At 36.3% G+C, this 16,601-nt stretch carries 12 protein-coding genes, 1 rRNA gene and 1 riboswitch; of the genes, 6 read left to right on the top strand and 7 right to left on the bottom strand.

Features of this window, described 5'->3' with window-relative positions; translation table 11 throughout:
- Nucleotides 1-92: ribosomal RNA gene (locus FCJ93_RS16990) — 16S ribosomal RNA — on the bottom strand; the annotation flags it as partial.
- A gap of 988 nt (nucleotides 93-1,080) precedes the next feature.
- Between FCJ93_RS16990 and licT the strand changes: the two genes are divergently transcribed.
- From licT to FCJ93_RS16975, 3 genes are all read left to right on the top strand, one after another.
- Nucleotides 1,081-1,911: a BglG family transcription antiterminator LicT gene (licT, locus tag FCJ93_RS16985; protein ID WP_095314192.1), complete on the top strand. Its 831-nt coding sequence runs from the start codon at nucleotides 1,081-1,083 to the stop codon at nucleotides 1,909-1,911.
- Between the two features lie 109 nt (nucleotides 1,912-2,020).
- Nucleotides 2,021-3,967 carry a beta-glucoside-specific PTS transporter subunit IIABC gene (locus FCJ93_RS16980; RefSeq protein WP_137744245.1) on the top strand — a complete coding sequence of 649 codons (1,947 nt, stop codon included), beginning with the start codon at nucleotides 2,021-2,023 and terminating at the stop codon, nucleotides 3,965-3,967.
- A complete protein-coding gene (locus FCJ93_RS16975) occupies nucleotides 3,954-4,973 on the top strand; it encodes an ADP-ribosylglycohydrolase family protein (protein WP_137744244.1) in 1,020 nt (339 codons plus the stop codon). Before FCJ93_RS16980 ends, FCJ93_RS16975 begins: the two co-directional genes overlap by 14 nt.
- Before the next feature lie 390 nt (nucleotides 4,974-5,363).
- Here the strand turns inward: FCJ93_RS16975 and ptsG are convergent, their stop codons facing one another.
- From ptsG to FCJ93_RS16960, 3 genes are all read right to left on the bottom strand, one after another.
- Nucleotides 5,364-7,415 carry a glucose-specific PTS transporter subunit IIBC gene (gene ptsG / locus FCJ93_RS16970; protein ID WP_137744243.1) on the bottom strand — a complete coding sequence of 684 codons (2,052 nt, stop codon included), beginning with the start codon at nucleotides 7,413-7,415 and terminating at the stop codon, nucleotides 5,364-5,366.
- A gap of 232 nt (nucleotides 7,416-7,647) precedes the next feature.
- Nucleotides 7,648-8,490, bottom strand: coding sequence for a glucose PTS transporter transcription antiterminator GlcT (glcT, locus tag FCJ93_RS16965; protein ID WP_095314205.1), 843 nt, complete (start codon nucleotides 8,488-8,490; stop codon nucleotides 7,648-7,650).
- 127 nt (nucleotides 8,491-8,617) lie between these two features.
- On the bottom strand, nucleotides 8,618-9,946 hold the full coding sequence (locus tag FCJ93_RS16960) for an NCS2 family permease (protein ID WP_095314207.1): 1,329 nt from the start codon (nucleotides 9,944-9,946) through the stop codon (nucleotides 8,618-8,620).
- 139 nt (nucleotides 9,947-10,085) lie between these two features.
- A riboswitch (purine riboswitch) is annotated at nucleotides 10,086-10,187 on the bottom strand.
- Nucleotides 10,188-10,622: 435 nt separating this feature from the next.
- Between FCJ93_RS16960 and FCJ93_RS16955 the strand changes: the two genes are divergently transcribed.
- The 3 genes from FCJ93_RS16955 to FCJ93_RS16945 all read left to right on the top strand — a co-directional run bounded on the left by FCJ93_RS16955 (nucleotide 10,623) and on the right by FCJ93_RS16945 (nucleotide 13,476).
- Nucleotides 10,623-11,318 (top strand): response regulator transcription factor, encoded by a 696-nt coding sequence (locus FCJ93_RS16955; protein ID WP_095314210.1) that lies wholly within the window; start codon nucleotides 10,623-10,625, stop codon nucleotides 11,316-11,318.
- Nucleotides 11,311-12,405 (top strand): sensor histidine kinase, encoded by a 1,095-nt coding sequence (locus FCJ93_RS16950; protein ID WP_095314289.1) that lies wholly within the window; start codon nucleotides 11,311-11,313, stop codon nucleotides 12,403-12,405. Before FCJ93_RS16955 ends, FCJ93_RS16950 begins: the two co-directional genes overlap by 8 nt.
- Nucleotides 12,406-12,534: 129 nt before the next feature.
- Entirely contained in the window at nucleotides 12,535-13,476 is a 942-nt protein-coding gene (locus FCJ93_RS16945) for a D-alanyl-D-alanine carboxypeptidase family protein (RefSeq protein ID WP_211344131.1), read from the top strand.
- Nucleotides 13,477-13,947: 471 nt separating this feature from the next.
- Here FCJ93_RS16945 and FCJ93_RS16940 read toward each other — a convergent pair whose 3' ends face one another.
- From FCJ93_RS16940 to FCJ93_RS16930, 3 genes are all read right to left on the bottom strand, one after another.
- Complete coding sequence (locus FCJ93_RS16940) at nucleotides 13,948-15,141, bottom strand: MFS transporter (protein ID WP_137744242.1); 1,194 nt, start codon at nucleotides 15,139-15,141, stop codon at nucleotides 13,948-13,950.
- Between the two features lie 125 nt (nucleotides 15,142-15,266).
- Entirely contained in the window at nucleotides 15,267-15,569 is a 303-nt protein-coding gene (locus FCJ93_RS16935; RefSeq protein ID WP_095314216.1) for an ArsR/SmtB family transcription factor, read from the bottom strand.
- 66 nt (nucleotides 15,570-15,635) lie between these two features.
- Complete coding sequence (locus FCJ93_RS16930) at nucleotides 15,636-16,055, bottom strand: TetR-like C-terminal domain-containing protein (RefSeq protein WP_235879528.1); 420 nt, start codon at nucleotides 16,053-16,055, stop codon at nucleotides 15,636-15,638.
- Nucleotides 16,056-16,601: the final 546 nt, after the last annotated feature.

The raw sequence follows: 16,601 nt of genomic DNA, 5'->3' as shown, positions 1-16,601 counted from the left end.
AGAAAGCAAGCTTTCTTGTGCAAGCGCTCGACTTGCATGTATTAGGCACGCCGCCAGCGTTCGTCCTGAGCCAGGATCAAACTCTCCAATAAAGAGTAAGATTAGCTCTTATGTTTAAAAATAAACGTTGGCTAGTTTCAGCTTCTTAAAGAAAGATAGCCTCCACTATAATTATTTGTTGACGTATGATTTGTTTAGTTTTCAAAGTGCAATAATTTTGGGTGATATAAAAAATATCATAAATCACCTTTGTCATTTCAACAACAACTATATTATAGTAGCACCTCATCAAATTCATGTCAATAATTATTTATGAACAACTTTTCTCCGTAAATAATTATGTTACTTTTGAATTATTATCTAATCAAGACAGCTTAAATATGTTAACACCTATATCGTCAGAGGTCAATACTTAATACCAGAAAAAATTTATAATGAACAATATTGTCGAGCACCTTATCCAGTTTTAACACACATAATATCCAATCGAAGGAGTCTGTACTGCTCTTCTTGGTTGGAGGCTATTTGAGCTCAAGGATAAGCCAATTTGCATTAGACAATGCTTATAATTATGAAATTTAAGCTCTTTCAAAATCATTTTAAAAAATTGATCCTCAATTAGGAATTCGAGCCGCATTTCTTCATACTATTGATTATACCTTTTGATGATCGCTAGATATTTTTTTATCTTTAACTTAAATCCTATCCTATTTTTGTGTACCTATAAAAATGAGAAAAATGAGATATCCCAAATCCATTGATCCCATTATCGGTTTCGGTATTTTTTATCAAATTTATATAATTAATAAATACATATTTTATAAACTTTGATATTGTAAAAAAAATTGATCTTACTTGCAAATGTAGAGAGCACCAAGATTAAATTCTCTTTACTTGATATTGACAAGTAAGCGTTTTATTTTTATACTTTAATCATAATTGAATAATCTTAATTAATCTTTGAATTGTAACTGTATCTCACAGGCAAGATCAAGTTAATGTAGACACTCTATTTCATTGCGTCTACGTTAGGTTGATCTTTTTTTATTTCTACATTTTAATGATAGGGGTGAATTCATTTTGAAACTTAAAAAAGTTTATAATAATAATGTTGTGCTCGCAGAGAACTCTCGAAACTTAGAACATATTATTATTGGCAGAGGAATTGCTTTTAACAAAAAGATCGGGGATCTAATTGAGGATACTAAAATTGAGAAATTATTTGTCTTGCAGTCTGCTCAAACTATGAATAGTTTTTTGAAATTAATGGATGAAATCCCTATAAATCATTTAGAATTAACAAATAAACTAATAGAAGCTGCGGAGAAAAAGTTAAGTGTAAAATTTGATGATAGTGTATATATAGGTTTAGCAGACCACATTAATTATGCATTGGAAAGAAACAAAAATAAAACAGATGTTAAAAATGCATTGTTATGGGAAATAAAACAATTTTATAAAAAAGAATTTGAGGCAGCTTTAGAATCATTAAAAATCATACATTACTATGAAAATGTTATGTTATCTGAAGATGAGGCAGCCTTTATTACACTACATTTCGTTAATGCCCAACAAAATGGCATAGAGATGCAGCAAACAATATTAAGCACTGAAATTATTCACGAAATCATAACTATTATACGTTATCAATTTAAAATGGAACTCAACGAAGACTCATTGAATTATGCTCGATTTGTATCACATTTAAAATTTTTTCTGCGAAGGGTTTTTGCAAATGAGCATACCACTTCAAATAATCTTAGCCTGTTCAAAGACATTGTATTAAAATTCCCAGAAATATTTGCCTGTGTTGCTAAAATCGTAACTCATTTAGAAAAACGATTAAAAATAAAAGTCCATGAAGAAGAAAAATTCTATTTGATTCTCCATATCAATCGAATAATCAATTAAAAAAATTAAGGTTGTAACTGTTAAATCAGGCAATACTTAATAAGTTATTTTACTTATTAAGTATTGCCTTTTTTATATAAAAAACAAAGTTTAGGAGGTTTCTATCTAAATGGGGAAATTTGATGAACTATCGCATTTTATCATCGAAAATGTTGGTGGAAAGGATAATATTATTGGATTGACACATTGTATGACAAGATTACGTTTTACTTTAAATGATTACAGCCTTGCAAACGAATCAAAACTAAAGGAGAACAAAGAGATTGCAACTGCTCAGAAGGCTGGAGGACAATATCAAGTTGTGATCGGCACCCATGTAGGCGATGTTTATACTGCTATTTTAGAAAAAATAGGAGCTGAAAAAAGTGTTGAAAGCAGTGAAAAAAAGAGTGTTCTTAATTCAATTATTGAAATAATCACAAAAGTTATAACTCCGATTTTAGGAATATTACTCGCCAGCGGATTAATTCAAGGTCTCCTTATGATATTAACATTTGCAGGGTTACTACAGGAAACTGACGGAGCCTATTTTATACTAAACGCTATGGGACAAGCTATTTTTAACTTTTTCCCTGTTATTCTTGGCTATACAAGCGCAAAGGCATTTAAACTCGATCCAGCTATAGGAATCATCATTGGAGCGATTATCACTTTTCCAGGCATGGTAGAGAACTTGGCAAGCGGTGATGCAATAATAACACTATTTGAAGGATCATTTGTAGCTACACCTGTCTATCAAACTTTCTTTGGCATTCCTGTTATGTTCCCAGCTATGGGATATGGTTCTACAGTTATTCCCATCATTTTTATTGTGTTCTTTGCATCAAAAATAAATCATTTTTTGAAAAATAAGATTCCAGCAGTTATGGCATTTACTCTCGTTCCTTTTTTAACTATTTTGCTTACTATTCCAATTTCTCTATTAGCCATTGGTCCTATAACAAATATGTTAAGTGAGCTAATTTCAAATAGCATTTCCGCACTTTACGGATTTTCTACAATTTTTACATCTTTTATTGTGGCACTTATTTATCAGCCATTGGTCATTCTAGGGCTGCATTGGCCGCTAATAACTTTAGGCTTACAAAATTTAAGCTTGCATGGTTCAGATTACATTTTACCTACATTATTTACTGCTTCATTCGCTCAAGCTGCTGTTGTAGCAGCAGTTTATTTTAGAACACAGGCAAAAACACAAAAAGAAATTGCTGTTCCAGCTTTTATCTCTGCTCTATTCTGTATTATTGAACCTGCAATTTATGGTGTTACACTTCAGGTAAAAAAGCGTTTTGTATTTTCCATGCTCGGAGGGGCTATTGGAGGAACTTTTATTTCAGCATTTGGCGCTGATATGTATGCTGGCGTTGTTGGAATATTTGGTTTTGTTTCATTCTTAAATCCAAATGGTGAGTACTCAGGTTTAATTATTTCAATTGTTGGTGTACTCATTTCCATTATTATTTCATTCTTATTGACTTACTTAATTTTTGACAAAAAAATTGAACCGAAGACAGAAGAGGCAGTTCATCATAAAAAATCTGGATTAGGCGAAAAATTAATTTATTCTCCATTGAAAGGGAACGTTACAAAGCTAGAAAATGCAACTGACTCAGCATTTGCAAACGGGTTATTAGGTAAAGGCATTTTATTTTATCCAGAAGGAAATCAAGTAGTAGCTCCTTTTGATGGGATGATTACAACGGTTTTTCCAACTGGACATGCTGTGGGGATAACTAGTACGGACGGAGTAGAGATGCTTGTTCATGTTGGGAAAGATACTGTAAGGTTAGAAGGTCAATACTTCAAAAAATTAAAAGAACAGGGAGATTTAGTAAAAAAAGGAGAAGCAATTGTCGAATTTAATTTAGAGGCGATCAAAAAAGAAAACTTTAGTATTGAAACACCGGTAGTTATTACAAATTCAGATAAATATGCGAACATATTAATTACAGGTTCTGGTTTTATTAACTATACAGATGAATTAATATCAATCCAATTGAATAGCGGGACTAGCGTTTTACCTAAGGATGGAGGAGTTTTGCATGACGACAAATGATGAATTATTAAAAAGAATAAAAGGAATCTTAATAGGAGGAGCTGTTGGTGATGCATATGGAATGCCCACAGAATTTTGGACGTATAAACAAATAAAAAGAAACTTTCCTAATGGAATTCAAATGTTGTTGCCATCTTTAGAAAACCCATTAATTCCAAGAAATTTACCTGCTGGATCTATTACTGATGACACAATAAATACTGTTATGATTCTAGAGTCGATTGTTCAAAATCAAGGAAAATTAAACGCAATGAATTATATTGAGCATTTGACAGAGTGGATTTCTAATGCAGAGGATTCTAAATTGGTTTCTGGTCCCTCAACACTTAAGGCTGTCCAAGCAATAAAAAAAGGTGTTCCTATTAACAAAACTGGATTTGGTAATACAACCAATGGTGCAGCCATGAAAATTTCACCGATCGGTCTCATATCTGATTACAAACATTTAGATGAGCTGATGAATAATGTTTATGAGATATGTTTACCAACGCATAATACGAGTATAGCTGTGTCTGGTGCATGCGTAGTAGCAGCCTGTATTAGTTATGTTGCTTCAGGTGGAATGAATCTGGACGAAATTTGGGAAATCGCTATTAAAACAGCTGAAAAATCAAAAGGATTGGGAGCTGAATTTCCGAGCCCGTCCTTATCCTTCCGAATTGAATATGCCCGTGACATTGTTAAAAATTGTACTGAAGAAGAAGCAGTTACACGAATTGTTAATGAGTTAGGAACTGGTGTTGAAACAATCGAAACGATTCCTGCTGTTTTAGCTATTGTGCAGCTCGCTAACGGAGAGCCTATGAAAGCTGCAAAAATCAGCGCAAGTGTCGGAGCTGATACAGATACAATTGGAGCTATTTCAGCAAGTATTTGTGGGGGGATGACTCCATTTTTTGATGAGAACGATGTGTCAACAATTGAAGAAGTCAACTCCTTAGGAATTGTTAGACATGCCGAAACAATACTTCCGTTCTCACCGTATTATAAAGAAAAAGGTGAGTAGCTTAACTTTTCGCCCATATTTATTGCCATTATACTATGCCTGCAGTTGTCTAATTTGTTCTTTGGAGAACTTTTATAGCTTGGCATGTACCTTTATGGCAACATAATAAAAATCAATGCCGTGGCTATTTGCAACATCATTGAATAAAAACATTCAGCGTAAAGTTAAATTAAAGAACTATTTAGAGCGCACTCTCGTTTCACTGGATATTTATAAACAAGAAAATGACACTACAATTTTCTGACAACTAAAACAGCCAAAGAACCAGTATTATAAGGATTCAAGGCTGTTTTTATATTTATTTCACTTGCAAAAATCGAAGATAACAACTTTATACAAGAAATAAATGTATCGACCTCCCAATACGGGGGAGATCGATCAAGTTTCTCCTTATGCTTTTGTGACAGCTACAATATTTTCCTCACCTTTTTCCACAGTACCTTGTTTTTGAATAACAACCTGTTCACCCTCAGCTAGATTTGTAAATACAACTGGTGTAATAATAGAAGGAACTTTATCTTTAATCACTTCAAGATCTACCTTTAATAAAGGTTGGCCTTTCTCCACACGGTCATCTTCATTAACTAAAGCTTCAAAGCCTACGCCTTTTAAATTAACCGTATCGATCCCAACATGAATAAGTATTTCCCGACCGGAGTCAGCTAGTATTCCTAAAGCATGCTTTGTTGGAAAGAAATTAACGATTTTACCATCGACTGGTGAAACAACGATTCCTTCAGTCGGTACGATCGCAAAGCCATCACCCATCATTTTTCCAGAGAAAACCGCATCTGGAACTTCTGTAATCGGCTTGATTTCACCTTTTAACGGAGAAACAAAATCATCCTTGCCCAATTTCATATCAGCAGGTGTTACATCCTCTGTTTGCCCCGCACCTTTAACAGAGTTTTTTTCCACTGGACGAGGTCTCTTTCCTTCCATTATATCTTTCATCTGTCCTTTAATCGTTTCAGAGCGAGGTCCGAATATCGCTTGAATATTGTTTCCCACTTCAAGAACCCCTGATGCGCCTAATTTTTTCAAACGTTCTTTATCTACATTTTCAATATCATTTACCGATACACGTAAACGTGTAATACAAGCATCTAAATGAGAAATATTTTCTTTCCCACCCATTGCATCAAGAATATCGTATGGAAGATCACTCGTTTTTCCTTGCGTATCTTCATCATTTGCATCCTCATCTTCACGGCCAGGAGTTTTCAAGTTAAACTTCCGAATCGCAAATCGGAATCCAAAGTAATAAATAACCGAAAACACTAGACCAACCGGAATAACTAACCAAGCGTTTGTTTGTGGGTTAATTAATCCGAATAAAATATAATCAATTAGTCCACCTGAGAAAGTCATCCCGATTTTTACATTCAACAGATGCATGGTCATAAATGAAAGACCAGCAAAGATAGTATGAATACCAAATAGTACAGGTGCTACGAATAAAAATGAGAATTCAATTGGCTCGGTGATCCCTGTTAAGAAAGCAGTAAGGGCAGCAGATGCCATCAATCCTCCAACCACTACCTTTCTTTCTGGACGAGCTTCATGATAGATCGCTAATGCCGCCGCTGGCAAACCAAACATCATGAATGGGAATTTACCTGTCATAAATGTTCCCGCTGTTAAATCTTGAACATTGTCTGTAATTTGCGCCATGAAAATACGTTGGTCGCCACGAACCAATTGTCCAGCCGCATTGACATATTCACCGAATTCATACCAGAATGGAGAATAGAAAATATGATGCAATCCAAAAGGAATTAACGCACGTTCAATAACACCGAAAATAAAAGCCGATAGTGTTAAATTAGCGTGAACCATGTTTTGCGAGAAAGCATTTAATCCATTTTGAATTGGTGGCCAGATAATCAGCATCAATAATCCTAAAACAACTGCTGAGCCTGCTGTAATAATCGGTACAAATCGCTTACCTGCAAAAAAACCTAAGTAAGATGGCAATTCTATTTCATAAAAACGATTGTAAAGTGATGCAGCAATGATTCCAACAATAATACCACCAAATACTCCAGTCTGTAAGGTCGGAACTCCAAGCACACTAGCATAATTTAATCCGTTGACATCTTCTGCTGTAATCCCAAGAGTTGTCCCCATTGTTACATTCATGATTAAGTAACCGATGATCGCCGCTAGCCCGGCAACACCGTCACCTCCAGCTAAACCAACAGCTACCCCTACAGCAAATAAAACAGGCAGATTACCGAAAACGATATCACCAGCGTTTTGCATAATAGATGCGACCAAATCAACCCCGCTATTATCTAAAAAGGGCGCTAATTCAAGTAAGGCCGGGTTTCTCAACGCAGCTCCCAACGCCAGTAAAATACCTGCAGCCGGCAGTAGTGCTACTGGTAGCATTAGTGCTTTACCAACTTTTTGTAACACCCCAAAAAATTTTTTAAACATGTTGCCAACCTCCTATTAATATTTTTCAACTCATTAAGCTTCATTTCAAAATTTCTGCAAAACTCCAGCTTTGAAAGCACAAAAAAAGGCATGAGGAAAAAATAACTGAATAGAGCTGTTTGGGCTTATCGTACCCTTAACAGTTTGATTCAATTACATTTTTCACTCATGCCTGATCGAATCAGTAACACGTGATATTGAAACCGAAAGGCTTCTTTCGGAATTTAATTAACTATTTAACCTTTTTCTGAAGACGCTGTAAATGCATGGTCAAGTATACTGCTTCAGCATTATAAACAGGCTTCCTCAGCTCTTGCTGCATAACCTTAATGAGTTTCCATGAAAGATTGTAACACACCGGATATTCTTCCTTCAAGAGCAAACTGATCTTTTCTGGTTCTTCTACCTTTTCCCCAGTTTGAACCCGTTCAATCGTGAAACGAATATGGCGTACAAGACGCATATAATCAACGCTTTCCTTATCCAATTTAATCTTCAATCTTTCCTCAATCATGTCCACCAGCTTTGTAACAAGTTGGGAATGACGATTCACATCTGAAAGATTTTTGTTCATGACAGCAGAATGGATATGAAGAGCGATAAAACCAACTTCCCCTTCTGGAAGCTTCACGTCTGTTTTCTCTCCAATCAGCTTGACAACATCTCGGGCAATATCATATTCAAACGGATAGAGCGCTTTCGTTTCAATCAAAAAAGGATTGCTCATTTCCATTCCTTTTGAAAGCCTTGAAACAGCAAACAATAGATGATCCGTTAGCGCAACATGAATATGCTCATTCAAAGTTGCTTTTGTTCTCTTCTTGATTAATTCAATACAAGAAATGAACACTTCTAATAAATCATTATCTAAAAATGGCAGAAGCTTTATATAATTCTTTTGCTCTTTTTCATCTTTCAAAACAAAAAGCTTTTCCACAACGGTCGAATCAATGCTATCTCCTTGCTGGCGATTGAAACCGATCCCTTTTCCGATGATCACAACTTCCCCATATGTCGGATGATTACCAATTAACACATTATTGTTGAGCGCTTTCAATACTTTTAATTGCTCCATCGTATCTCCTCTTTCATCACACCCATTCCTTTATGCTATATAAATATTGATAAAGAATCAATAAGAAAAGTTGCAAAATAACAAAAAAGAACTGCACATTAAAGTGCAGCTCTTCTTTCAGCAATTATTATTTCAAGAAAATAAAGTAAAGAACAAAGACGACAAATAGTCCGTACATAATCGGGTGAATTTCTTTAGTTCTTCCTTTTACAATCATTGTAATTGGATAAAAAATAAAGCCGATCGCAATTCCTGTTGCAATGCTATATGTTAATGGCATTGCTAGAATTGTCAAAAATGCAGGAACCGCAATTTCGAATTTTGTCCAATCAATTTTTCCAAGTGATGCTACCATTAAGACCCCAACAATGATTAATGCCGGTGCAGTAACCGCAGAAGTAACCACTGATAACACAGGGAAGAAAAATAATGATAGTAAGAATAAAACTGCTGTTACAATAGAAGCAAATCCTGTTCTCGCACCTGCAGCAACCCCAGCAGATGATTCGATATAAGAAGTTGTAGTGGATGTCCCTAGCACTGCACCTGACACTGTAGCTACCGCGTCAGCAAAAAGCGCTTTACCGGCGCGAGGCAACTTATTATCCTTCATAAGACCAGCCTGATTTGCTACTCCAACTAAAGTCCCCGCTGTATCAAAGAAGTCTACGAAAAGGAATGTCAGTACAACGACAAGCATTTGTGTCGTAAAGAACGAGCTATCACTAAATGCACCAAATGCTGCACCAAAAGTTGGAGCTATACTTGGAATAGAGTCAACAATTTTTTCTGGTCTATCAATTAATCCTAATAGCATTCCGGCTATGGCTGTAATTACCATCCCGATAAAGATTCCACCATTCACGCCTCTTGTCATTAAAATAACCGTAATGATAATCCCGAATACAGCAAGTAGCACATTGCCATCGTGAATATCGCCTAAAACAACTAAAGTAGCATCATCATTGACAATGATCCCTGCATTTTGGGCACCAACAAATGTAATAAACAAACCGATACCAGCACTTACTGCATACTTTAATTCTGCCGGAATCGCATTTATGATTTTTTCACGAAACCCCGAAAGTGTTAAAATTACAAATATAACCCCAGAAATAAATACTCCACCTAAAGCGTGCTGCCAAGGAACGCCCATCGTTAAAACAACAGTAAACGCAAAAAAAGCATTCAAGCCCATTCCTGGTGCCAAAGCTATCGGATACTTAGCAATCAATCCCATTAAGAGAGAACCGATAGCTGCAGCCACTGCAGTTGCAACAAATACCGCTCCCATATTCATTCGCATTTCATCTGGCAAGTCTGGAACATCTGCTAGAGAAAGCATAAGAGGGTTTACTACTAAAATGTATGCCATTGATAAAAAGGTTGTTACACCACCAATAATTTCGCGACGGTAGTTTGTACCGAGCTGTTCAAACTGAAAATAATTCTTCATTCCTTCGATTCCTCCTAAAGAGTTGTCAGCGTTACTTCATATTTTCAAGAATAAATAAAAAAAACGCCCCGTACATACCAGGAGCGTTGACAACGAGCTTGTGAAACAATCGAAAAAAGAAAAATAAGAGCATTAACCGTTCGATCATCACTTACTTCGTAGTCAAGCCATTTACGGTAGCCTGGTAGAAACTTTTGGGCCATATCCCCAACATTATACGATGTACACGACAATATTAAATTCTTTCTCATTTTAACAAGGACAAAGACCTACGTCAATATATAAAAGCGAACATTATTCAAGGTTATTTTTTTATTGTTCGGATATTATTGTTTAGTTGAGTCCACTTCATAATTGCGCACTTCAAGTAAAAAAACCAACGTTCATTTTAATTTTACATTATTTTAAGGAGTAAATGCGGACATAAATGATTATTAAACGTAATACTGTTCGTTTTTTAATTAGCAATGGTACATGATGAAATCGATTCAGTTACCGAAGAAAACTTCTTCTTTTTGGCCGGATCCACTACTTGTTTCATATTCCAAAAATTATTTAAGGCTTATTTGCTATAATGAAAGTAAAAGCATCGGTTACAAATCATGCCTAATCATCCGAATTTAATTTAAAAATTGCCTGTCTGTAAGGATAAAACTAATTGTTTAGGAGTAGAAAAATGAAAGAAATTTCAATATTGATCGCCGATGACGAAAAGGAAATCGCAGACCTCATTGCAATACATTTAAAAAAGGAAGGCTTCCATGTTATTAAAGCATCAGACGGACTGGAAACAATTCGTATTGTGGAGTCTCAATCAATCGATTTACTAATTTTGGATATCATGATGCCCAAAATAGATGGATATGAGGTGACCAAAAGGATTCGCGAAAAATATAATATGCCTATCATTTTTTTGAGTGCAAAAACATCCGATTTCGACAAAGTACATGGACTTGTTATTGGAGCAGATGATTATATGACTAAACCATTCACTCCGATAGAGTTGATTGCTCGTGTCAATGCTCAGCTTCGCCGTTTCATGAAGTTAAATCAAACCGTTAAAGATATTAAAAATGATTTAGAATATGGTAGCTTAGTTATTTCTCTTGAACAGCGTAAAGTTACTCTTTATGGTGAAATTATCGAGCTTACACCAAAGGAGTTTGATATTTTATATTTGTTAGCAAGTCATCCAAAAAAGGTTTTTAGTGTGGAGAATATTTTTACACAGGTATGGGGAGAAGCATACTTCGAAGGTAGAAACACCGTTATGGTCCATATACGCACACTTCGGAAAAAGCTTGAAGAAGATACACGAAAAGAGAAATGGATCAAAACAGTTTGGGGAGTTGGGTATGCATTCAATGGTTAAGATATCCCGTAGTTTTCGTGCAAAAATGATACTATTATTCGTAATAAGTATGTCTTGTTCAGCAAGTATTACCTATCTATTCTTTAAAGGTTTGCAGTTCTATTATCACACAAGTGCTCAACATGAAGATCTAATTGCTCAAATTCGCATTCTGATAGGTAATTTTGGAGACTTTAATCTCTTTTTCATTTTATTTATTTTGTTATCTTTCCTCTTTTTCTTTTTTCTTACTAAACCTTATTCTGTTTACTTTAATGAAATTTCAAACGGAATTCGTTATCTCGCGCGCGGTGACTTTAATCATAAAGTGCATATCCCATCAAATGATGAATTTAAAGATATCGCTCTAGACATTAATTTAGCAAGCGAGAAATTGCAAGAAGCGATTCAACGAGGAGATTTTTCGGAAAGCAGCAAAGATCAGTTAGTCGTAAATTTAGCTCATGATTTACGCACTCCACTTACCTCTGTTCTTGGATATTTGGATTTAATCCTTAAGGATGAGAACTTAACTAAAGAACAAGTCAGACATTTTTTAACCATTACTTTTAATAAATCCAAACGATTGGAAAGACTAATTGACGAATTATTTGAAATTACTAGAATGAATTATGGAATGATTACCCTTAAAAAAAGTAGAATTAATTTAACCGATCTCCTTAATCAATTAAAAGAAGAAATGTATCCTTTACTTGAAAAAAATCGTTTGACTGTTCGCTTGGATTGCGATCCTCATCTATTCATTGTAGGGGATGGAGATTTACTGGCACGTGTGTTCGAAAATCTTCTGGCTAATGCGATTCGTTATGGAAATGATGGTCAGTACATCGATGTTAACGGTTTTACAGACGACAGCAACGCTGTCGTTCAAGTAATCAATTATGGAGGAAGCATCCCTTCCGATGAACTTCCACATCTCTTTGAAATGTTCTATACAGGAGATAAATCGCGAACGCATAAAGAAAATAGCACAGGTCTTGGATTGTTTATAGCAAAGAATATTGTGGAACAGCATAAAGGAATGATTACTGCCGACAGTAACATAATAGAGACTGTGTTTGAAGTACGATTGCCAAGAGAAGAGTAAAGATACAATACTCTAGCTCCAATTTCTTAATTTAAGAAAAATTTAAGTTTTACCCTACTTAATATTTAAATAGTTTTACCTATACTTTACCTAGCATAAAAGAATATGTTAGCAAAGGGTAGAGGTTACATGAAAAAATTGATAACGTTTATGTTAGTAATTGCAGTTGTAGTGTTGTTTTTTTTATTTAAATTAGAAGATAGCGAAAGTACAGAAATCAAGGAGTCGAATGATTACGTCAATCCAAACATTGATATCATTGATAAAGAAATCCAAAGGGATACGACCGATTACACCAGTCCATATATTTATCTGATCGATAGAAAAACAGGGAGTGTGGTTCATGAAAAAAATGCGAAAGAAAAGGCATATCCCGCATCGCTTACAAAAATAATGACAGCCATCGTAGCACTTGAACATATTAATGATTTATCGGAAACTGCCCCTATAGATATAGATACATATAAAAAAATGGTGGCGAGAAACTCTTCAATGGCAGGTTTTTTTGGAAGAGAAAAAGTAACCTACCGTGATCTATTGTATGGTACGATTTTAAGTTCAGGTGGAGAAGCCGCTAACTCCTTAGCCGTTCACATCGCAGGAAATGTGGACAGTTTTGTTCAAATGATGAATGACAAAGCGGATGAAATCGGCTTAAATGATACGCACTTTACTAACCCAGAAGGTCTCCATAATGAAAATCAGTATACGACGGCATTTGACATGGCCAAACTCTTAGATTATGCATTAGATAACGGTCATTTTAAAGCAATTTTTACAAAAGAGACCTTTCAAACAACATCAACAGCGGAGCATCCCGATGGAATTTTGTTAGAGTCCTCTGTTCTTAAGTTTCTTAATAAAGAGGAGCAGAACGGATTTGAAATTATTGGGGGTAAATCCGGCACAACGTCCGAAGCTGGACAATGCTGGGCAACACTTGGGTTGGTAAACGGTCATGAATATATATGTATTGTCATGGGCGCTCCATTAAAAGATATTCGTAATCCAGATAGAGCACAAATCGCAGATACTCTAAAGCTATATACAAAAGCCAAGTCTAACATATAATCAACTTAACTTATAGATGATATCGCTCACTTAAGGGCTGTTCCGCTCAGTATGAACACAATCAGAAATAAGGATGCTGTAAGCCAACTGTTTTCAGTTGGTTTTTTCTTAATTTGAGGATTTCTCCCCTTCATTTTATATTTAAGAAATACGTAAAGAAATGAAAAAATTGTAATAACAATACAAAGAAAACAGATAAGACCCTAAATCCTTATCCGTTAAAGGCCATCGGTTCACCTTCAATTGCTTCCGCACTATATGGTATTTTCTTTGTTTCACCTGCAAAGCGCGGTAAAATTATTTGCTGCAGGACTCATCATCACAGCCTTGATCTTGCATTTTACCACTATTTGTAATTCGGTTCTCCACGTGTTATTTGGTTGTCATGCATCATCTTCAGAAAACCAGAAGATGATGCATTTTAGTCGTTTGCCATAAGGTGCAACTTCAATTCATTTAATAAATGTCTTTTTATATTTCATCCAGATACTCTCCGGAACCTTGACTGCCGGCACTCATTCGCGACCTCAAGAACGACACCACCACGATCGCAATAGCGACTCCAACCATCCCGACCCATGTAATGGCTGATAGAGACACACGGTCGACCATGATGCCTCCGATTGCAGCGCCCGCAGCCATGGACAACTGCATCATGGATTGGTTCAGGCTCAGCATGATTCCAGAATAATTCGGTTCAATCCGAACTAGATTGACTTGTTGCGTTGGACCGGAGGACCATGCAGCAAACGACCACAAGATCAGGAGGATGACAATCGGCAACCACGAATGCGTATAGGTAACGGTGAAAGAGAGGAGAAGCAGCGCTAAGACATGCAAGAGCATCCCCCCTGACAGTGTCGGAAATACCCCCCATTTATCCGTGCTGAAACCGCCGAATTTGGATCCGAGCAAGCTAGCGATGCCGAAAGCCAACAGCACTCCACTCAGCATCCCTTCTTTCAATCCGGCAACATCAAGTAGATACGGTGAAATGTAGGTATAGGCGATCGAGTATCCGCCAAGCCAGAAAAAGGTAATCGCAAGTCCTAGCGCTACGTTTCCGTTTTTCAAAAAGGCAAGTTGCTTGGACAACGGAATCGGTTTATCCCCTTGAACTCGAGGGATGATGGCGTACAGAACGAACATAGCTACCAGACCGGCCAGTGCCAATATACCAAAAACAGTTTTCCATCCGAACTGTGCTGCAACGATACGTCCAAGCGGCACGCCGATAATCAGGGAAGCCGTAAAACCCATCACCACGGTAGCAATCGCGCTGGCTTGTTTGCCTGGAGCCGCAATTTTTGCGGCGATGTCCAAAGCAGTTACCACGACCATTCCCGCACCTAAAGCCATTATGACGCGAGCGGCGAGAAACGATGCATAGCCAGGCAAAACGAATGACAATACATTCCCAATTACGAAGATACCTAGCGCCCAAACCAGCAGTTTTTGTCTTTCCACCTTAGCAGTCAAAGCCATAAGGATTGGGGTGCCAATGGCGTATACAAAGGAAAAAATCGTGACTAACTGCCCCGCAGAAGTAACGGAAATACCCATTGTATCCGAGATTTTATCTAAGATGCCGGAAATAACGTACTCTGATGTACCCACTAAAAAAGTAACTAAAGCCAATAAATAGACTCTCCACGTGTTAGACATTACGTTCACTTCTCCTTTTTTATTGTTTTTACAATTACCGATATGAGGATCCTTTTAATAAATTTACATATTGCGATATTTCGATATGTAGGGCCGAAAAACTGAATACGTTTAAGGTATTCAGTTCAGAGCTTCTGATTCAAATATGCAGCCAACTCACTGATCTTTTCTTCATCCCGTTTGTAGTACGTGTATTTGCCGATCCGCTTAGTTCGAATCAGTCCGGCCCGTTGTAGAATGAACAAATACTGCGATGCTGTCGACTGTGTCATGTTCAACTTATCCGTCACTTGACTGACACACACCCCGATTTCCCTCATATCCACTCCTTCATGGGGCACAAAATGTTTTTCAGGCTCCTTAAGCCACTGTAAAATCTGTAATCTCGACTCGTTAGACAACGCTTTGAACACTTTAATTGGATCCATGCTTTTATTATATCTACATTTCGCGATATGTCAATCCTAATTAGTTCCCTTCTACTCTCGCTCATTTTATTCCTCTACGGCGATACCGGCAGCCCTTAAGTGCCCATAGGCAACAATTTTACTAAACTGAGATGAAATCTCCTCTTTAGAAAGGGGCTTATCGTTTTTAATCGACCAAATTATAATTCCCATGAAAGCCGATACGAGGTATTCGATCAGTAATTCCTTGGATATCGCTAATGGGGCGTTTTCCTGAGCAGGTTTCCACCCCTCCATTAATTTATCCTTAATGATATTCTCCATTTTCGCTTGAAACTGATAGATTCGATTCTCTTCAATTAACATGGAACGGTAAAAGGTCATATTTAGAGAAATATGCTCCAGTACTGTTTGCATGACTGTCTCGAGTAGAGAAATGCTGAAAGGATTCATGCTGATCGGACAAAGAAGGATTGCTTCTTTTAAATCACTTAACAGTTCATTCACTAGGATCAGTCACAACTGTAAAGGTTTCCTTTTGGCGAAGATAATCCTTCAAAGGATATTTATAAATAGGTTTCCTTTATTAATTTACTCCCCTCACTTTCTAATCACACATGCGCGACAACACTAATAAACAATGACTTAAAAATGATTTAGATTCAAAAAAAGAGCCACTGCTTTTATACAGTAGCTCTACTTCCCTGCCTATTCCTCTGGCGGAATCTTGGCGGAGAACCTATTCATTTTTAATTGTTTTATCCATTTTTCATACCATTAAAATGCAGTAAAATCAACGTTTTCACTTCAAATACCCTTAGTGAACTACTCCCACTCTACTTTCACGGTGCTAGGTATAGAGCAATATCATTGATTTTAAAGGGTTTTTAGGAAGTATCAACTCTTATAATATGATATAAAAAATTAAAATAATGCAATTTTAATGCAATGAATGCAAATTACAGTTTAGAGTTATCACTATGAAAATTTGATATCTCAAACAAGAGACGTTTCAATTGAAGCGTCTTTTTTTATGGAAAAATCGAGTGATAA

The organism is Robertmurraya siralis (assembly GCF_005502275.1).
GTDB lineage: Bacteria > Bacillota > Bacilli > Bacillales > Cytobacillaceae > Robertmurraya > Robertmurraya siralis.
Note: the sequence above shows the minus strand (reverse complement) of the source record. Positions and strands in the feature narration are given on the sequence as shown.

Excerpts from the sequence above, each read along its gene's own strand:
- FCJ93_RS16980 (WP_137744245.1), top strand. The coding sequence starts at position 2,021 with ATGGGGAAATTTGATGAACTATCGCATTTTATCATCGAAAATGTTGGT.
- FCJ93_RS16975 (WP_137744244.1), top strand. The coding sequence starts at position 3,954 with ATGACGACAAATGATGAATTATTAAAAAGAATAAAAGGAATCTTAATA.
- ptsG (WP_137744243.1), bottom strand. The coding sequence starts at position 7,415 with ATGTTTAAAAAATTTTTTGGGGTGTTACAAAAAGTTGGTAAAGCACTA.
- glcT (WP_095314205.1), bottom strand. The coding sequence starts at position 8,490 with ATGGAGCAATTAAAAGTATTGAAAGCGCTCAACAATAATGTGTTAATT.
- FCJ93_RS16960 (WP_095314207.1), bottom strand. The coding sequence starts at position 9,946 with ATGAAGAATTATTTTCAGTTTGAACAGCTCGGTACAAACTACCGTCGC.
- FCJ93_RS16955 (WP_095314210.1), top strand. The coding sequence starts at position 10,623 with ATGAAAGAAATTTCAATATTGATCGCCGATGACGAAAAGGAAATCGCA.
- FCJ93_RS16950 (WP_095314289.1), top strand. The coding sequence starts at position 11,311 with ATGGTTAAGATATCCCGTAGTTTTCGTGCAAAAATGATACTATTATTC.
- FCJ93_RS16945 (WP_211344131.1), top strand. The coding sequence starts at position 12,535 with ATGAAAAAATTGATAACGTTTATGTTAGTAATTGCAGTTGTAGTGTTG.
- FCJ93_RS16940 (WP_137744242.1), bottom strand. The coding sequence starts at position 15,141 with ATGTCTAACACGTGGAGAGTCTATTTATTGGCTTTAGTTACTTTTTTA.
- FCJ93_RS16935 (WP_095314216.1), bottom strand. The coding sequence starts at position 15,569 with ATGGATCCAATTAAAGTGTTCAAAGCGTTGTCTAACGAGTCGAGATTA.